At 74.4% G+C, this 16128-nt stretch carries 14 protein-coding genes; 11 read left to right on the top strand and 3 right to left on the bottom strand.

Features of this window, described 5'->3' with window-relative positions; genetic code table 11:
* Positions 1–198: 198 nt before the first annotated feature.
* The 5 genes from KM842_RS04195 (at position 199) to KM842_RS04175 (ending at position 5750) form a co-directional block, all read left to right on the top strand.
* Positions 199–2232, top strand: a complete 2034-nt coding sequence (locus tag KM842_RS04195; protein ID WP_216261234.1) for a TPM domain-containing protein — start codon at positions 199–201, stop codon at positions 2230–2232.
* Positions 2233–2279: 47 nt separating this feature from the next.
* The gene (locus KM842_RS04190) at positions 2280–3005 is read left to right on the top strand and encodes a PspA/IM30 family protein (RefSeq protein WP_216261232.1); all 726 of its coding nucleotides are present in this window, start codon (positions 2280–2282) and stop codon (positions 3003–3005) included.
* Between the two features lie 59 nt (positions 3006–3064).
* Entirely contained in the window at positions 3065–3886 is an 822-nt protein-coding gene (locus KM842_RS04185) for an arginase family protein (RefSeq protein ID WP_216261230.1), read from the top strand.
* Between the two features lie 103 nt (positions 3887–3989).
* Positions 3990–5390: a dihydrolipoyl dehydrogenase family protein gene (locus KM842_RS04180; RefSeq protein WP_216261228.1), complete on the top strand. Its 1401-nt coding sequence runs from the start codon at positions 3990–3992 to the stop codon at positions 5388–5390.
* A 3-nt stretch (positions 5391–5393) separates the two neighbouring features.
* On the top strand, positions 5394–5750 hold the full coding sequence (locus tag KM842_RS04175; RefSeq protein ID WP_216261226.1) for a Fe-S oxidoreductase: 357 nt from the start codon (positions 5394–5396) through the stop codon (positions 5748–5750).
* Positions 5751–5906: 156 nt separating this feature from the next.
* Here KM842_RS04175 and KM842_RS04170 read toward each other — a convergent pair whose 3' ends face one another.
* Both KM842_RS04170 and KM842_RS04165 read right to left on the bottom strand, forming a co-directional pair.
* Positions 5907–6737 (bottom strand): ABC transporter ATP-binding protein, encoded by an 831-nt coding sequence (locus KM842_RS04170; protein ID WP_216261224.1) that lies wholly within the window; start codon positions 6735–6737, stop codon positions 5907–5909.
* Positions 6734–7651 (bottom strand): siderophore-interacting protein, encoded by a 918-nt coding sequence (locus tag KM842_RS04165; protein ID WP_216261221.1) that lies wholly within the window; start codon positions 7649–7651, stop codon positions 6734–6736. Before KM842_RS04165 ends, KM842_RS04170 begins: the two co-directional genes overlap by 4 nt.
* 183 nt (positions 7652–7834) lie before the next feature.
* Between KM842_RS04165 and KM842_RS04160 the strand changes: the two genes are divergently transcribed.
* From KM842_RS04160 to KM842_RS04135, 6 genes are all read left to right on the top strand, one after another.
* Entirely contained in the window at positions 7835–8788 is a 954-nt protein-coding gene (locus tag KM842_RS04160) for an alpha/beta fold hydrolase (RefSeq protein ID WP_216261220.1), read from the top strand.
* A 110-nt stretch (positions 8789–8898) separates the two neighbouring features.
* A complete protein-coding gene (locus tag KM842_RS04155) occupies positions 8899–10398 on the top strand; it encodes an ABC transporter substrate-binding protein (RefSeq protein ID WP_216261218.1) in 1500 nt (499 codons plus the stop codon).
* Positions 10399–10407: 9 nt separating this feature from the next.
* Positions 10408–11361 carry an ABC transporter permease gene (locus tag KM842_RS04150; protein ID WP_216261216.1) on the top strand — a complete coding sequence of 318 codons (954 nt, stop codon included), beginning with the start codon at positions 10408–10410 and terminating at the stop codon, positions 11359–11361.
* On the top strand, positions 11358–12296 hold the full coding sequence (locus KM842_RS04145) for an ABC transporter permease (protein ID WP_253206245.1): 939 nt from the start codon (positions 11358–11360) through the stop codon (positions 12294–12296). Before KM842_RS04150 ends, KM842_RS04145 begins: the two co-directional genes overlap by 4 nt.
* The gene (locus tag KM842_RS04140) at positions 12293–13255 is read left to right on the top strand and encodes an ATP-binding cassette domain-containing protein (protein ID WP_253206244.1); all 963 of its coding nucleotides are present in this window, start codon (positions 12293–12295) and stop codon (positions 13253–13255) included. Before KM842_RS04145 ends, KM842_RS04140 begins: the two co-directional genes overlap by 4 nt.
* On the top strand, positions 13252–14067 hold the full coding sequence (locus KM842_RS04135; RefSeq protein WP_437124541.1) for an ABC transporter ATP-binding protein: 816 nt from the start codon (positions 13252–13254) through the stop codon (positions 14065–14067). The genes KM842_RS04140 and KM842_RS04135 overlap by 4 nt, the downstream gene beginning before the upstream one ends.
* Positions 14068–14683: 616 nt before the next feature.
* Here KM842_RS04135 and KM842_RS04130 read toward each other — a convergent pair.
* Positions 14684–16123: an amidase gene (locus KM842_RS04130; RefSeq protein ID WP_216261212.1), complete on the bottom strand. Its 1440-nt coding sequence runs from the start codon at positions 16121–16123 to the stop codon at positions 14684–14686.
* Positions 16124–16128 lie beyond the last annotated feature (5 nt).

Raw genomic sequence — 16128 nt, 5'->3', positions numbered from 1 at the left:
GCGTTCCCCGACCCTACCCCGTTTCGGGGGACACCTCGTGACCGATGTGCGCAATCTGCGCCTTCCGGTCCACCGCGGCGGGGTACAACTCCGGCACCGCCAACGTCACTGTCCACAGGCCCGGGTCGCCCAGGAGGCCCCTGGATAGACTCCGGGCGACGGCCACGGACGACGGACGCGGCCACGGACGGAGGACGGATGCGCGCGGTCGGGATCAGGACGGACGCCGGGTCGAGGGGGCGGACGACGGCGACCGACGGGACCCGGTGGACGACACGGGTCGGTGCTGCCCTGGCGGCGGCCGCGGTGTCGGCGCTCCTCGTCCTCGCCCCGGTCTCCGCGGCGCAGGCCACCGCACCGGTCGACCTCGGCAGCGCCTACGTGCTCGACGACGCCGACGCGCTCACCGACGCCCAGCAGGCCGACGTCGAGCGGGCCGTGCAGGAGCTCTACCAGGAGACACAGACCCAGCTCTACGTCGTGTTCGTGCCCTCGTTCACCGACCCCGCCGACCACACCGCGTGGGGTACCGCGACCATGGAGCGGAACCAGATCGAGACGGACGGCATCCTGCTGTCGGTCGCGGTCGCCGAACGGAACTACGACGTCCAGCAGACGAACGAGACGGCCATCACGTCGCGGGACGTCGAGGACGCGGTCGACAGCGACCTGCTCCCGCGGCTCAAGCAGGGCGAGTGGGCCGCCGCGGCGACCGCCTTCGCGGGTGGCCTGCAGCAGAGCCAGCAGCCCGCCGACCTCACCTGGCTGTGGGTCCTGCTCGGTGTCGCCGTGCTGACCGCCGTCGTGGCCGTGCTCGTCATCCGAGCACGCAACCGACGTCGCGCCGCCGCGGCCCGCCGCGAGCAGGAGGCGTCGCTCGCCGACCTCGAGCGCCGCGCCGGCGGGGCCCTCGTCACCATCGACGACGAGCTCCGGACCGCCGAGCAGGAGGTCGGCTTCGCTGCCGCCCAGTTCGGCGACGACGCCGCGGAGCCCTTCGCCGAGACCGTCGCCGTCGCCAAGCGCGAGGTGCGGAAGGCGTTCGCCCTGCAGCAGCAGCTCGACGACGAGGTGCCGGACACACCGCAGCAGCGCAGCGACTGGGCGCACCAGATCATCTCCGTGTGCGAGCAGGCCCACGCGGCGATCGAGTCCCAGACCGAGGCGTTCGACCAGCTGCGGTCGCTGGAGCAGGGCGTCGACACCGCCTCCGCCGAGCTGACGACCGCACTCGCCGCAGCCCCCGCGGCGCTGGCCGACGCTCGTGCCGCGCTCGACCGGGTCCGCGGTTCCTACACGGGTCGGACACTCGCGACGGTCACCGACAACGTCGACCAGGCGGAGCAGGTGCTCGAGTACGCGGACGGCCGCGCTGCCGCCGCGCGTGCCGCGCTGGCCGCCGGCGCGCGCGGCGAGGCCGTCGTCGCCGTCCGCGACGGGCAGCACGCCCTCGCACAGGTCCAGCAGCTGACCGGTGCGGTGACCGCGGCCGAGCGCACCTTCACCGAGGCGGCCGACCGGGCCGAGGCCATGCGAGCCGACATCGAGGGCGACATCGCGTCCGCCGGTGCGCTGCAGCGTGGTGGGCCGGACCTCGCCGGCGCCGTCGCCCGCGCGCAGCGCGTCCTGCGCTCGGACGTCGACCCGCGTGACCCCGTCGGTGCGGTCGACGCCCTCACCAGGGCGAACACCGACATCGACGCCGCACTCGCCACCGCCCGCACCGCCGAGGAGCAGCTGCAGCGCGCGACCCGGGCGCTGGACGCCGCACTGCGCGACGCCCGGAGCCGCATCGGGCAGGCACGCGAGTACGTCACGGTGCACCGCGGGGCCGTCGGCCCGACCGCCCGCACCCGACTCTCCGAGGCCGAACGTGCCCTCGACGACGCCCTCGACCTCGCCACCTCCGATCCCATGCGCGCGCTGCAGGCGGCGCGCGCTGCCGAGCAGTACGCGGCAGCCGCCATCGACGCGGCGAACGACGACACGTCCGGCTGGCCCGGCGGCGGCCTGGGCGGCACGGGCGGCGGCCGTGGCGGCCCGCAGCTCGGCGGCCTCGTGACCGGCATCGTCCTCGGCGGCCTGCTCGGCGGCCGTGGCGGGAGCTACGGCGGCGGCAGCTTCGGCGGTGGGGGCTTCGGCGGTGGGGGCGGTTTCGGTGGGGGCGGCGGCTTCGGCGGCGGAGGTGGCGGCGGCGGGGGCGGCGGCTTCTCCGGCGGCGGCCGCTTCTGACCCACCCGGTTCGACCCCAGCAGTCCATCCACGAAAGGGAAACAGCAATGGCAAAGCAGACCATCTTCGGCCGGATCTCCTCGCTCGTCCGGGCGAACATCAACCAGATCATCGACGACGCCGAGGACCCGCAGCTGATGCTCGACCAGCTCGTCCGCGACTACTCGAACAACATCGCCGACGCGAAGAGCGCCATCGCCCAGACGATCGGCAACCTCCGCCTGCTCGAGCAGGACAACGAGGAGGACGTCCGCGCCGCGCAGGAGTGGGGCCAGAAGGCGGGCAACGCCTCGTCCGCCGCCGACAAGTACCGCGCCGAGGGCAAGACCGCCGAGGCCGACAAGTTCGACAACCTCGCCAAGATCGCCATCGGCAAGCAGATCGCCGCCGAGCAGGAGGTCAAGGACAACGCTGCACCGCTCGCCACGCAGAACGAGCAGGTCGAGAAGCTCAAGCAGGGGCTCGCCGGCATGGAGCAGAAGCTCGAGGAGCTGCGCGCCAAGCGCAACAGCCTCGTCGCCCGGGCGAAGACCGCCGAGGCGCAGTCGAAGGTGAACGACGCCATCGGCACGATCGACATCACCGACCCGACGAGCGACCTGGCGCGCTTCGAGGAGAAGGTCCGCCGCGAGGAGGCGAAGGTGATCGGCCAGCAGGAACTGCAGGCGTCGAGCCTGGACGCCCAGTTCGAGAGCCTCGAGGACGTCGGCCGCGACGCCGAGGTCGAGGCGCGGCTCGCGGCACTGAAGTCCGGCGGTCCGACCACGGCGTAGCCACGCTGCGAGCACCGAGCACACCGGACGGCGTCGGACCCGGCTGCCAGACTGACAGGATGCGATTCCTCGTGGTCGGTCAGTGGCAGGGTTCGGCGTCGTCGCGTGCGATGCGGCTGGCGGACGGAGCGACGGCCGTGGCGGCGGACCTCCCCCGCACGGCGACGACGACCGTCGACGTCCCGCCCGGGGCCGGCGACCGGTTGGACACCGCGGTCGCTCGGTACACCTCGGTGCTCACCGTCTCCGGCGCCGTCGCGCAGGAGGCCGCGGTCGCCTCCGAGCCGGTGCTCGTCATCGGCGGTGACGGGTCGAGCGTGCTCGGCGCCGCCGTGCTGGTCGGCGGCGACACGGCGGTGGTCCGGCTGTCCGGGTCGAGCGGGTACCGCGCACTGAACCGCGCACAACCGGTGGCCGCCGAGACGGCTGCGCTGCGCCTCCTGGTCGACCGTCCGGCGGACCTGTTCCCGGACCTCCCCGTGGTGCCCGCCACCTCCGTCGTCGTCGCCGGCACCCGAGGGACCGAAGGTGCCGAGGCAGCCGCCCTCGAGCGCGCCGGGATCACGCACCTCGACGTCGACGCGGCCACACCGGACCGGCTCGGCGCAGCGGTCGCGGCCACCGGTGCCACGCGGGTGTTCGTCCACGTCGACCTCGACGTCCTCGACCCGAGCGAGGTCGACGGTCTGCTCGAACCCGTCCCCTTCGGGCTCGACGGCGCGGCGCTCGTCGCCCTGGTGCAGGCCGCGACGGCCGGCCGGCAGCTCGTCGGTGCCGCCCTGACGGGGTTCGCCCCGGTCGACCCGGACCGTGCGGTCGACGACCTCGGGGTCATCCTGCGCATCGTCGGCGCACTCTCCACGGCGGCCCGCGCCTCCTGACCCAACCCGCACTCCCCTGCACAGGGAGGCATCCGGAGAGCGTCCTCCACACAGCGCACCGCTCACGGCCGGAGCCAGCCCGCAGGAGGCTACGCTCGGCCCCATGACGGACTACGACCTCATCGTGATCGGCGCCGGCGCAGTCGGCGAGAACGTGGCGGACTACGCCCACAAGCGCGGCCTGTCGGTCGCCGTGGTCGAGGCGGAACTGGTGGGCGGTGAGTGCTCCTACTGGGCGTGCATGCCGTCCAAGGCACTCCTGCGCAGCGGCCACGCCGTCGCCGCGGCCAAGCGTCTCGGCGGTGCCGCCCAGGCCGTCACCGGCGACGTCGACGCCGCGGCCGTGCTCGCCCGCCGCAACTCCTTCACGAGCAACTGGGACGACGCGTCGCAGGTGTCCTGGCTCGAGTCGTCCGACATCGCGCTGATCCGCGGCTACGCGACGTTCACCGGTCCGAAGACCCTCGAGGTGGACGGCACCACCCACACCGCGAAGGCCGTCGCCGTCGCCACGGGTTCGCTGCACACCCTGCCGCCCGTGCCCGGTCTCGAGGACGCGAAGCCCTGGGGTACGCGTGAGGGCACCAGTGCGCAGGAGGTCCCGGAGAGCCTGCTCGTCATCGGCGGCGGTGTCGCGGGCTCGGAGCTCGCCACGGCCTGGGCCTCGCTCGGCGCGAAGGTCACCCTCGTCGCCCGGCACGGGCTGCTCGGCGGCATGGAGCCCTTCGCCGGCGAGCTCGTCGCCGACGCCATGCGCGAGATGGGCATCGACGTCCGCACCGGTGTCAACCCGACCCGCGTCGACCGCGACGAGCACGGTCTCGTCACGACCACCCTCGACGACGGCACCACCCTGGTCACGAGCGAGGTCCTCGCGGCGACCGGTCGCGCCCCGGGCACCGGCAACCTCGGACTCGAGACCGTCGGGCTGACCCCCGGCGAGTGGCTGGACGTCGACGACACCATGCTCGTGACCGGAACCGACTGGCTCTACGCCGTCGGCGACGTCAACCACCGCGCCCTCCTCACCCACCAGGGCAAGTACCAGGCCCGTGCCGCCGGCGAGGCCATCGCGGCACGCCTGCAGGGCACCCCCGTGCACGCCGAGCCGTGGGGTGCGCACGTCGCGACCGCCGACCACGCGTCGGTCCCCCAGGTCACCTTCACGGACCCCGAGGTCGCAAGCGTCGGCCTCACCGAGGAGCAGGCCCGTCAGCAGGGCATCGACGTGCGGGCAGTCGAGTACGACCTCGGCAGCGTCGCGGGTTCCGCGCTGCAGGCCGACGGCTACAGCGGGCGGGCGAAGATGGTCGTCGACGAGTCCCGCGGGGTCGTCGTCGGGGTGACCTTCGTCGGGCAGGACGTGGCCGAGATGCTGCACGCCGCGACCGTCGCCGTCGTCGGCGAGGTCCCGGTCGACCGGCTCTGGCACGCCGTCCCCGCCTACCCCACGATGAACGAGATCTGGCTGCGTCTCCTCGAGACCTACGGCCGGCCCGAGTAGCGCGTGCGCAACCCGCTCGTCGACTCGCCGGTGTCCCGTGCAGGGTGGCTGGTCGCGACGCTCGTCGGGCTCGTGATCGGCCTCCCGCTGTCGACCGGGCCCGTGCGGGTCGTCGACGGGTTGATCGTGTGCCGGGGGCTGCCGCGCTGGGTGTTCCGGCGCGGCGGCACCTGCATCGGTTCGGTGTACCTCACGCGGGACAACGACGGTGAGCGGGTCCTCCGGCACGAGCGGGTGCACGTCGAGCAGTGGAAGCGGAACGGCATGCTCATGCCGCTGCTCTACGCCGTCGCGGGCCAGGACCCGCTGCGCAACCGGTTCGAGGTCGAGGCGGGCCTGGAGGACGGCGGCTACCGCTGACCGGGTGACAGGTGTCCTGCCGGGTGCGGAGCCGGCAGGTCGGCGGGACCGCAGCCCACGGGGCGGCGACGCCGTTCAGCGGACCGTCGGACCGTCGGACCAGCGGACCGGCGGACCAGCGGACCAGCGGACCGGCTGCCGAGGGGTTCGGTGGGCTCAGCGCGCCCGGCGCGGGACGACGAGCGGCGTACCCGTCTCCGGGTCGGGCACGACCACGCACGGCAAGCCGAAGACGTCCTCGACGAGCGACGCCGTCACGACCGACTCCGGCGGCCCCTGCGCCACGATGACGCCGTCCCGCATCGCGATCATGTGCGTCGCGTACCGGGCCGCCTGGTTCAGGTCGTGCAGCACCGCGACGACCGTCCGCCCGGCCACGTGCAGGGCCGACGCGAGTTCGAGCACGTCGTACTGGTGGGCGATGTCGAGGAACGTCGTGGGCTCGTCGAGCAGCACGATGTCGGTCTCCTGCGCCAGCACCATCGCGATCCACACCCGCTGCCGCTGGCCCCCCGACAGCTCGTCGACGCCACGGTCGGCGAGTTCGACGACGTCCGTCTGCGCGAGCGCCGCCTGCACCACCTGCCGGTCCGTCCCGCTGGACGGGTGCAGGAGGTCCTGGTGCGGGAACCGGCCCCGGGAGACCAGGTCGCGGACGGTGATGCCGTCGGGCGCGATCGGCGTCTGCGGGAGCATCGCGACCCGCCGGGCGACGGCCTTCGGGCGGTACGAGCCGATCGGCCGTCCGTCCAGGTACACGGTGCCCGCGCTGGGCGCGAGCGTCCGTGCCAGGGCCCGGAGGAGCGTCGACTTGCCGCACGCGTTCGGACCGACGATGACCGTCAGTTCACCGTCCGGCACGTCGACGTCGAGACCGTCGACCACGACCCGGTCGTCGTAGCCCAGGCGCAGACCGCGGGCGCCGAGTGCCGTGAGCGGCGCCTCGGGCGTCAGGACCGAACCACGACCGGTGCCGGCAGGGGTCAACACTCCGCCTTGCCGTGCCGCCAGTACCCCATGAACGCGACCTGCTTGCGCTCGAGGCCGACCCCGCGGACGAGGTGCCGGCGCAGTTCCTTCACACAGCCGGCCTCCCCCGCGATCCAGGCGTACACGGGCAGGTCGTCGTCCTCGCGCGGCACGTCCCACAGCACCTGCTGGTCGACGTCGACGTCCGCGAGCTCGACGGCGGGGTGACCCGCCCCGGCGACGGTGGTGGAACCCGTCACCGGTGCGACCGCCGACGCCCACGCCTGCACGTGGTCGGTCATCCGGACGCCGTGCGAGGCGCCGTTCCGGGCGATCCAGCGGACCTCGACCCCGGCCGGAGCGGACACCGGCAGCCGGTCGGCGTCGGTCGGGACCTCGATGAAGACGTGGCCGACCGCGGAGACGTCCAGCGCCTCGAGGATCGCGCAGATCGCCGGCGCCGCGGTCTCGTCGCCGGCGAGCAGGATCCGGTTCGCGGAGCCCGGGGCGAACTCGGCGGCACCGGACGGCAGGTCCTCCGGGGACTCCGGCACGCGCGGCCCCACGATGCGCAGCTCGTCGCCGACGCGGCACGCCGACACCCAGCGCGAGGCCGGTCCGGCGTCGCCGTGGGCGACGAAGTCGATGTCGAGCTCGTGGGCGTCCGGGCGGAACGAGCGGACCGTGTACGTGCGGATCGGGTTGCGGGTCGCATCCGGCAGCGCACGCCAGGCGGCGAACCAGTCCTCGCCCTCCGGCAGGTCCGAGAAGCCGTGGCCGTCGAGCGGCAGCAGCACCTTGATGCGCTGGTCGAGGCCGACGGCGGAGAAGTCGGCGAGCTCGTCGCCGGTGAGCGTCACCCGGACGAAGTGCGGGGTGAGCGAGGTGACGGCCGCCACGCGGACGGAGAAGACGCGGTACCGGGCTGCCACACCTCGAGTATGGCATGCCTAACCTAAGGGCGGAAGGACGGGCCGGCGCGGCCACCGGATCGGGAGCGCGCGACCGCACGTGGCGCCACCGCCCGGCTGCGACGCTGAGCGCCGACGGGCTGCGACACTGCGACACCGCCGGGCTGCGACGCCGCCACACCGACGGGCTGCGACACTGGGCGGGTGTCCGACCACGATGACGAATTCGCCGACGTCCCCGCCCTGGCCGCCGCGAGCGGCGTGACGGAGCCGCTCCGGGCCTCCCGGCAGGTGGTCCGCACCGCCGACGGCGGCGACGTGTCCGCGATCCGCTGGTCGCGGACCGACCCGCCGACCGGCCGGGAGGCCCGGATCACCTACCTGCACGGGCTCGGCATCGACGCGCACAGCTTCGACCAGACCGCGATCGCGGTCGACGAGCCGGCGGTCGCCCTCGACCTGCCCGGTCACGGACGGTCCGGGTGGCGGGACGACGCCGACTACGCCGCCGCGGTGACCGCGCCCACCGTCCTCGGCGCGCTCGACGCCCTCGACGTGCCACCCGGGCTGGTGGTCGGGCACTCGCTCGGCGCGATCCTCTCCGCCCGGCTGACCGCCCTCGCGCCGGAGCGGGTGACCGGACTCGTGCTCGTCGACATGTCGCCGGACTTCGCCCAGCGCGCCGTCGACCGGATCGCGCGGGCGCTGGAGGCCGAGGAGCCGTTCGCGACCCTGGACGAGGTCGTCGAACGGGCGGTCGCCGCCCGCGTCGGCGACGACCGGCCGGCACTCCTCCGCGAGGCCCGGCACACCACCCGCCTCGGCGAGGACGGCCGACTCGTGCGCCGCCACCACTTCCCGCACCTCGGCGCCGGACGGACGGCCTCGGTCGGTCGGTTCGCGGACGCCTGGCCGGACCTGGAGCAGCTCGACGTGCCGCTGCTCCTCGTCCGCGGCGACCGCGGGTACGTCTCCCCGAAGCTGCACCAGTCCTTCGCCGAACGCCTGCCGGACGCCACCATCGTCACCGTGACGTCGCGGCACGCGGTGCAGACGCAGGCGCCGCTCGACCTCGCCGCCGCGATCCGGGACTGGGCGACGACGCACGGTTTGTTGGACAGCGTCGAAGAACCCCCCGCGACTTCGTCCGAGACCTGACACCGTCCGGCCCGCGTCGCCCGGTAGCCTCGTCCGAGCGCCGCTGACGACCGTCGTCGCGCCGCCCTCGTTCCGCCCCGTCGTGGGTCGGCTCCGGGAAGGAACCCTGCATGCGTCCGCTCCACCGCACCGCCCTGGCCGCGGCAGCCCTCGCCGTGGCGACCTCGGTCGCCCTGGCCGGCTGCTCCGGCGGCTCCGACGACACCCGCGGCGGTGCCGACGCGACGGTCCGGGTCGGTCTCGTGCTCGAACCGACGAGCCTGGACATCCGGACCCAGTCCGGGAACGCCCTCGACCAGGTGCTCATCGACAACGTCTACCAGGGACTCGTCGGGCGCACCCCGGACGGCGAGATCCGCGACGTCCTGGCCTCGTCGCACGAGGTGTCGGACGACGGGCTGACCTACACGTTCACGCTGCGCGACGGCACCTCGTTCCAGGACGGCGAACCGGTCACCGCGGACGACGTCGTCTGGTCGCTGCGGGACGCGAAGACCCTCGACTCCTACGTCGACTCCGACAAGCTCGCCGCCGTCGACACGATCGAGGCGTCCGGGGACGACCGGGTCCGGATCACCTTGACGAAGCCCGACTCCGACCTGCTCTGGAACCTGACGGGACGAGCCGGCCTGGTCCTCGAGCAGGGCGCCGACAACGACCGCACGAAGACCGCCAACGGCACCGGCCCCTTCGAGGTCTCGAGCTGGAAGCAGGGCGACTCGCTGACCTTCTCGCGCAACCCGGACTACTGGGGCACGAAGGCGAAGGTCGCCGAGGTCGTCTTCCGCTACATCACCGATCCGTCGACGGCCGTGAACGCGATGGCCGGCGGCGACCTCGACGTCGAGACCGCGGTCGACGGCACGCTGAAGAGCCAGCTGCAGAACGCCTCCGGCATCACGCTGCACACCGGCAAGACGACGGACAAGTACACGCTCGCGTTCAACGACGCGAAGGCGCCCTTCGACGACGTGCGGGTCCGCAAGGCGATCCGCCAGGCGATCGACCCGAAGGCCGTCATCAAGGCGGTCGGTGGCGGCGGTGTCGAGCAGGGCGGCCCGATCCCGGCGCTCGACCCGGGCTACCAGGACCTGACCGACGTCGACCCGTACGACCCGTCCGCCGCGCGGAAGCTCCTGCGGCAGGCCGGCGTCGGGAAGCCGACGCTGACCCTCACCTACGCCAACGTGTACCCGACCGCGATCGGTGACGTCCTCACCTCGGAGCTGGCCGACGTGGGGATCACCCTGAAGGTGCAGCGGGTGGACTTCGCGACCTGGCTCGACACCGTCTTCACGAAGAAGGACTTCGACCTGAGCATGGTCAACCACACCGAGGCGCGGGACTTCGGCAACTGGGCGGACCCGGACTACTACTTCGGGTACGACAACCCCCAGGTGCAGCGTCTGTACGCCGCGTCGATCGCCACCACCGACGAGGACGAGAAGGTCCAGGCCCTGCAGCGTGCCGCGGCGATCGTCAGCCAGGACGCCGCTGCCGAGTGGCTGTACACGGCCACCACGACGACCGCGGTCCGCGACGGTGTCACCGGCTTCCCGTTCGACAGCACCACCACCCGGCTGGACCTAGCGGACCTCGCCGTCTCGTAGCATCGCACCGTGACCCGATTCCTCGTCGGGCGGGTGTTCCTGCTCGCCGTCGGCCTGCTCGTGGCGAGCCTCATCGTCTTCGCCACGCTGCGGGTGCTCCCGGGCGACGTCGCGCAGGTCGTCGCCGGTGCCGAGGCGACGCCCGCCCAGGTCGCCGCCCTCCGCGAGCAGCTCGGGCTGGACCGGCCGGTCGTCCTGCAGTACCTGGACTGGATCGGCGGACTGTTCCGCGGCGACCTCGGCACCTCGCTCGTCACGCGCGGACCGGTCGCACCCGAGATCGCGCAGAAGCTCGCCGTGACGCTGCCCCTGGCCGGGATGTCCCTCGCCGCAGCCCTCGTCATCGGGGTGCCGCTCGGGGTGCTCGCCGCGGTGCTCCGTCGCCGACCCGGCGGGGCGGTCATCTCGTTCGCGGCCCAGGCGGTCGCCGCGGTTCCGGTGGTGTGGGCGGGCATGCTGCTCGTCGCGCTGTTCGCCGTGACGCTGCACTGGCTCCCGGTGCAGGGTTTCCCCCTCGACGGCTGGCGGACCCCGGACCGGGCGTTCGCCGCACTCGTCCTGCCCGCACTGACGATCGGCGCGGTCGAGGGTGCCGTCATCCTGCGCTTCACCCGGTCGGCCACGCTCTCCGTCCTCGGCGCCGACCACCTCCGTACCGCCGCGGCCGTCGGCCTGTCGCGGAACCGGGCGCTCCTCCGCCACGGCCTGCCGAGCGTGGCCCTCACGGTGCTCGCCGTGCTGGGCGTGCAGATCGCCGGGCTCCTGGTCGGGGCCGTCGTCGTCGAGCAGCTGTTCTCGCTGCCCGGGGTCGGGCGGATGCTCGTGGCCGACGTCGGGCGCCGGGACATCACGAAGGTGCAGTCCGAGCTCCTCGTGCTGACCGGTCTCGTGCTGCTCGTCGGGTTCGCCGTCGACGTGCTCCACCGGCTGCTCGACCCCCGGCAGCGGGAGGCGGCCTCGTGACCGTCCTCCGTCGTCTGCTCGCCACCCCGACCGGGCTCTTCGCCGTGGTCGTCCTCGGGCTGCTCCTCGTCCTCGCCGGCGTCTCGCTCGTCTGGACGCCGCAGGACCCGTTCCGCACCGACCCCTTCGCGCAGTGGGAGCGGCCGGGTGCCGCGCACTGGTTCGGCACCGACGCGGTCGGCCGGGACATCGCCAGCTACCTGCTCGCCGGCACCCGCACGACCGTCCTCGTCGCCGTGGGGTCCGGGGTCATCGCGAGCGTCGTCGGCATCCTCCTCACCGCCGTCGGCTCACTGACCGCACGGTGGGTGCGCGAGACCACCGCCGTGCTGCTCGACGTGCTCGTCGCCTTCCCGACCCTGCTCACCGCGATGCTGCTGACCGCGGTGTACGGCGGCTCGCTCGGGGTCGTCGTCGTGTCCGTCGGGCTGGCGTTCGGAGTGACGATCGCACGTGTTGCCCGCGGGGAGATCCGACGCATCGCGCGGAGCGACTACGTCGTCGCCGCACGGGCGTCCGGGGTCGGGCCGGCGGGCGTGCTGTTCCGTCACCTCGTGCCGAACGCGGCGCCGCTGTTCACCGTGCAGCTGTCGCTCGCGATGGCGACCGCGGTCCTCGCTGAGGCCGGCCTGTCCTACCTGGGCTACGGCGCCGACGCGGGCACCGCCTCGTGGGGCCGCCTGCTCTCCGACCTGCAGACGTACATCGGCGTGCACCCGTGGAGTGCGACGTGGCCGGGTGCCGCCATCGCGCTCGTCGTGGCGGCGCTGTCGCTGCTCGGGGACGCGGTGCGGGACGCCACCGATCCGCGGCTGACGCGAGGACGGGGCGCGGGCCGTGGCGCCGGCGAACCGCGCGGCGCCGACACCGGCCCTGACTCCGGCGCCCGCCTCACCGGCACCGGCACCGGCACCGGCACCGAGGGGATCGCATGACCGACCCGACCGACCCCGGGCCAGCCGCCCGTACGACCGACCCGACCGACCCCGGGCCAGCCGCCCGTACGACCGACCCGACCGACCCCGGGCCAGCCGCCCGTACGACCGACGCGACCGTGCCCGGGCCAGCCGCCCCCGCTACCGACGCGAGCGCTCCCGGTGGGACCGACACCCCGCGAGGCCTCGACGTCCGCGGCCTGACGGTCCGCATCGCGGGACGGACGGTGCTCGACGACGTGACGTTCGCTGTGCCTCCCGGCCGCCGTGTCGGCGTGATCGGCGCCTCCGGGTCCGGCAAGTCCCTGACCTCCCTGGCCCTGATGGGCCTGGAACCTGCCGGTGCGACCGTGACCGGCAGCATCCGCCTAGACGGCCGCGAACTGGTCGGCCTGCCCGACCGCGAGCGCGCGCGCACCCGCGGCGCCGCGATCGGCATGGTGTTCCAGGAGCCCGGCACCGCGCTCGACCCGCTCCGCCGGGTCGGACGGCAGATCGCCGAGCCCCTCCGACTGCACCGCGGCCTCGACCGTCGTGCCGCGGCGGAGGCGGCCGTCGGCCTCGCCCGCGACGTCGGCCTGCCCGACCCCGACGTGCTCCTCCGCCAGTACCCGCACCAGCTCTCCGGCGGACAGCGCCAGCGCATCTGCATCGCCATGGCGATGGCCGGCGACCCGGCGTTCCTGGTCGCGGACGAGCCGACCACGGCGCTCGACGTGACCACGCAGGCGCGGATCCTCGACCTGTTCGAGTCGCTCACCGCCTCCCGGGGGACGGGGATGCTCTTCGTGACGCACGACCTCGCGGTGCTGTCGCGGATCGCGGACTCGGCGGTCGTCCTCGAGGCCGGCCGCGTCGTCGAGCAGGGCCTGGTCACCGACCTGCTCGCCGCACCCCACCACCCGGCGACCGTCGCCCTCGTCGAGGCCGCACGCGCCACCGCCAGGAGGACCCCGTGAACCAGGACCCGCCCTCCGTGCCCGGGACGGCCGCCGCGGCGCTCGTCGGCGCGGACCTGCGCCGCACGTACCGACTCCCCCGGCGCGGACCGTTCGAGCCCGGCCCCGTCCGCACCGCCGTCGACGGCGTCGACCTGACGGTCGCGCCCGGCGCACGGCTCGGCATCGTCGGCGAGTCCGGGTCGGGCAAGTCCACCCTCGTCCGCCTGCTGGCCGGACTGGAGGCCCCAACCACCGGCACCGTGCACGCTGCGGGCCGCCCCGTGGACGCGCGGGCGTCGGCCGCGTCCTCGCGCTGGTGGCGACGGGAGACCGGCATCGTGTTCCAGGACCCCGTCGCCTCGCTCGACCCGCGGATGCGCGTCGGCGCGATCGTCGCGGAACCGCTCCGGGCCCTGCGGATCGCGGGCGACCACCGTGCGATGGTGGCCGCCGTCCTCGACCGCGTCGACCTGCCCGGCGACGCGGTCGACCGGTACCCGCACGAGTTCTCCGGCGGGCAGCGGCAGCGGATCGCCATCGCCCGCGCCGTCGTGCACCGGCCGCGGATCCTGTTCGGGGACGAGCCGATGAGCGCCCTCGACGTGGTGGTCCGGGCGCGGGTGATCGACCTGTTCCGCTCCCTGGTCGACGACCTCGGGTTGACGCTCGTGCTCGTGTCGCACGACATCGGGGTCGTCCAGCGGCTGTGCGACACCGTCGCGGTGATGTCGGCGGGGCGGATCGTCGAGCAGGGCCCGGTGTCCCTGCTCGACGCGCCGACGCACGAGGTCACGCGCGCCCTGGTGGCGGCGGCGCCGACGCTGCCGTAGGCGCGGCGCGCCGCGGCGCGCCGCGGCCGGCGCGGCCGGCGGGGCCGGCGGGCGGGGCGGGGCCGGCGCGGCCGGCGGGGCCGGCGGGGCCGGCGGGCGGGGCGGGGCCGGGCCGAGGTCGCACGAACCGCCGCTCACGTCCGCCGAGGTCGCGCGATCTGCCGGCCACGGGCCTCCCGCCCGACCCTTCGAGCGACCTCGACAGCACGCAGACGGCATGTCGTGCGACCCCGGCAGCCCTCCGACACCGGCCGTTCTTGCGACCTGGGCAGATCGCTCGGTCGGCAAGCTGGCAGGACGCACGGCGCTCCCGGCGGAGCGCCGAGCTCGCACGAACCGCCGCTGGCATCCGCCGAGGTCGCACGATCCGCCGGTCACCGCCGACCCGGCCGGCAGTTCCTGCGACCTCGGCAGAGGGCCGACGGCGTTTCGTGCGACCTCGGCCGTCCCGTCCGAGCCCGAAGCGCTGGACGGCGCGGACTCGGGCGCCGGCTGGCAGTTCGTGCGACCTCGGCGGGCTGCGGGCGGCGTGTCGTGCGATCTCGGCGGAGCGGCGCCGCGCCACCACCTAGCCCCGCCGCCCGGCGCCGCCGCCCGGCCCCGCCGACCGCCCCCGCTACCAGCCCGCCGGGTGCCTCCGTTGCCAGCGCAACCGCCGCTCGAGCTGCGCCCCGATGGCCAGCAGCACCCGCTCGCCACCCGGCCGCCCGATCAGCTGCACCCCCATGGGCAGCCCGGCCCCGTCCGGGTGCCCCTCCTCCGTGACCCCGACCGGCAGCGTGATCGCCGGCAGTCCCGTCACGTTCGCCATCGAGGTCCACGGCGAGTAGGCGCACTGCCGCCGGAAGTCCTCCTCCGGGTCGTCGCCGTACCAACCGAGTGGGCGCGGCGTCAGCGCGAGGGTCGGGGTGAGGACGGCGTCGAACCGGTCGAACGCGCTGATGAGCTCCACCGAGAAGGCGTCGAGTCCCGCCATGGCGTCGAGCACCTGCGTGGCGGTGAGCGCCCGGCCGCGTTCGACGAGCCAGGCGACCAGAGGTGTCAGTTCCCCCAGGTCGATCCCGGGCACCCGCACGATCCCGGCCCCGGACGACTCCCACGCCACCTGGAACGGCTCGGCGTACGGCACGCGCGGCATCCGCACGTCCTCGACACCGTGCCCGACCTCCCCGAGGACCCGGAGCGCGGTGTCCACGGCCGCACGCGCGGCCGGGTCGACGACCACGTCGACGGTCTCGTCCCACGGCGACCCCTCGAGCAGGCCGATCACGAAGCGCCCCTCGCCACGGACGGCCGCGGCGGTGAAGGGCCCGTCGCCGACGTCCGGCGTGACGAGCGCGTACGGCGGACGGCCGGGCAGACCGGTCGGTGCGACGAGGGCGTCGAGCAGCATCCCCGCGTCGGCGACCGAGCGGGTGAGCGGCCCGGCGACGGCGAGTCCGCCGATCCCGGTGCGTCCGGGCATGGCCGGCACCCGCCCACGGCTCGGCTTCAGACCCACCAGTCCCGTGGCCGCGGCCGGGATCCGGACCGATCCGCCGCCGTCCGACCCGACGGCGGCGGGCAGCAGTCCCGCCGCGACCGCCACCGCGGCGCCGCTCGACGACCCGCCCGGCGCTCGTGTCGTGTCGTACGGGTTGCGGGTGACGCCGAACCGGGTCTCGGACGAGCTCGACATGCCGTACTCGGGCGTCGCCGTCTTCCCGAGGCTCACCGCTCCGGCTGCGTCGAGCGCCGCGACGAGTGGGTGGTCGGCGCGGGCGGGCGTCACCGGCAGCGCGGTGCTCCCGGACCGCGTGGGCACGCCACGCCGGTCGGTCAGGTCCTTGTCCGCGGACGGGAGGCCCCACAGCGGTCGCGACGTCGGCACCAGGTCCCCGAGGTGGTCGGCCCGGTCGCGGGCGGCCTCGGCCGTGACGGTCACGAACGCGCCGAGGGCGTCGTCCAGCCGGTCGATCCGCTCCAGGTAGTGGTCGGCGACCTCGCGGGCGGTGGCGTCACCGCGGCGGATCCAGTCCCAGAGTTCCTGCGCCGACAGGTGGTGGAGTTCGAACACGCACC

This window comes from Curtobacterium sp. L6-1, from assembly GCF_018885305.1.
GTDB lineage: Bacteria > Actinomycetota > Actinomycetes > Actinomycetales > Microbacteriaceae > Curtobacterium > Curtobacterium aetherium.
Note: the sequence above shows the minus strand (reverse complement) of the source record. Positions and strands in the feature narration are given on the sequence as shown.

What these genes read in the sequence shown, in the direction of transcription:
- KM842_RS04195 (WP_216261234.1), top strand. Translation starts at nt 199, where the DNA reads ATGCGCGCGGTCGGGATCAGGACGGACGCCGGGTCGAGGGGGCGGACG.
- KM842_RS04190 (WP_216261232.1), top strand. Translation starts at nt 2,280, where the DNA reads ATGGCAAAGCAGACCATCTTCGGCCGGATCTCCTCGCTCGTCCGGGCG.
- KM842_RS04185 (WP_216261230.1), top strand. Translation starts at nt 3,065, where the DNA reads ATGCGATTCCTCGTGGTCGGTCAGTGGCAGGGTTCGGCGTCGTCGCGT.
- KM842_RS04180 (WP_216261228.1), top strand. Translation starts at nt 3,990, where the DNA reads ATGACGGACTACGACCTCATCGTGATCGGCGCCGGCGCAGTCGGCGAG.
- KM842_RS04155 (WP_216261218.1), top strand. Translation starts at nt 8,899, where the DNA reads ATGCGTCCGCTCCACCGCACCGCCCTGGCCGCGGCAGCCCTCGCCGTG.
- KM842_RS04140 (WP_253206244.1), top strand. Translation starts at nt 12,293, where the DNA reads ATGACCGACCCGACCGACCCCGGGCCAGCCGCCCGTACGACCGACCCG.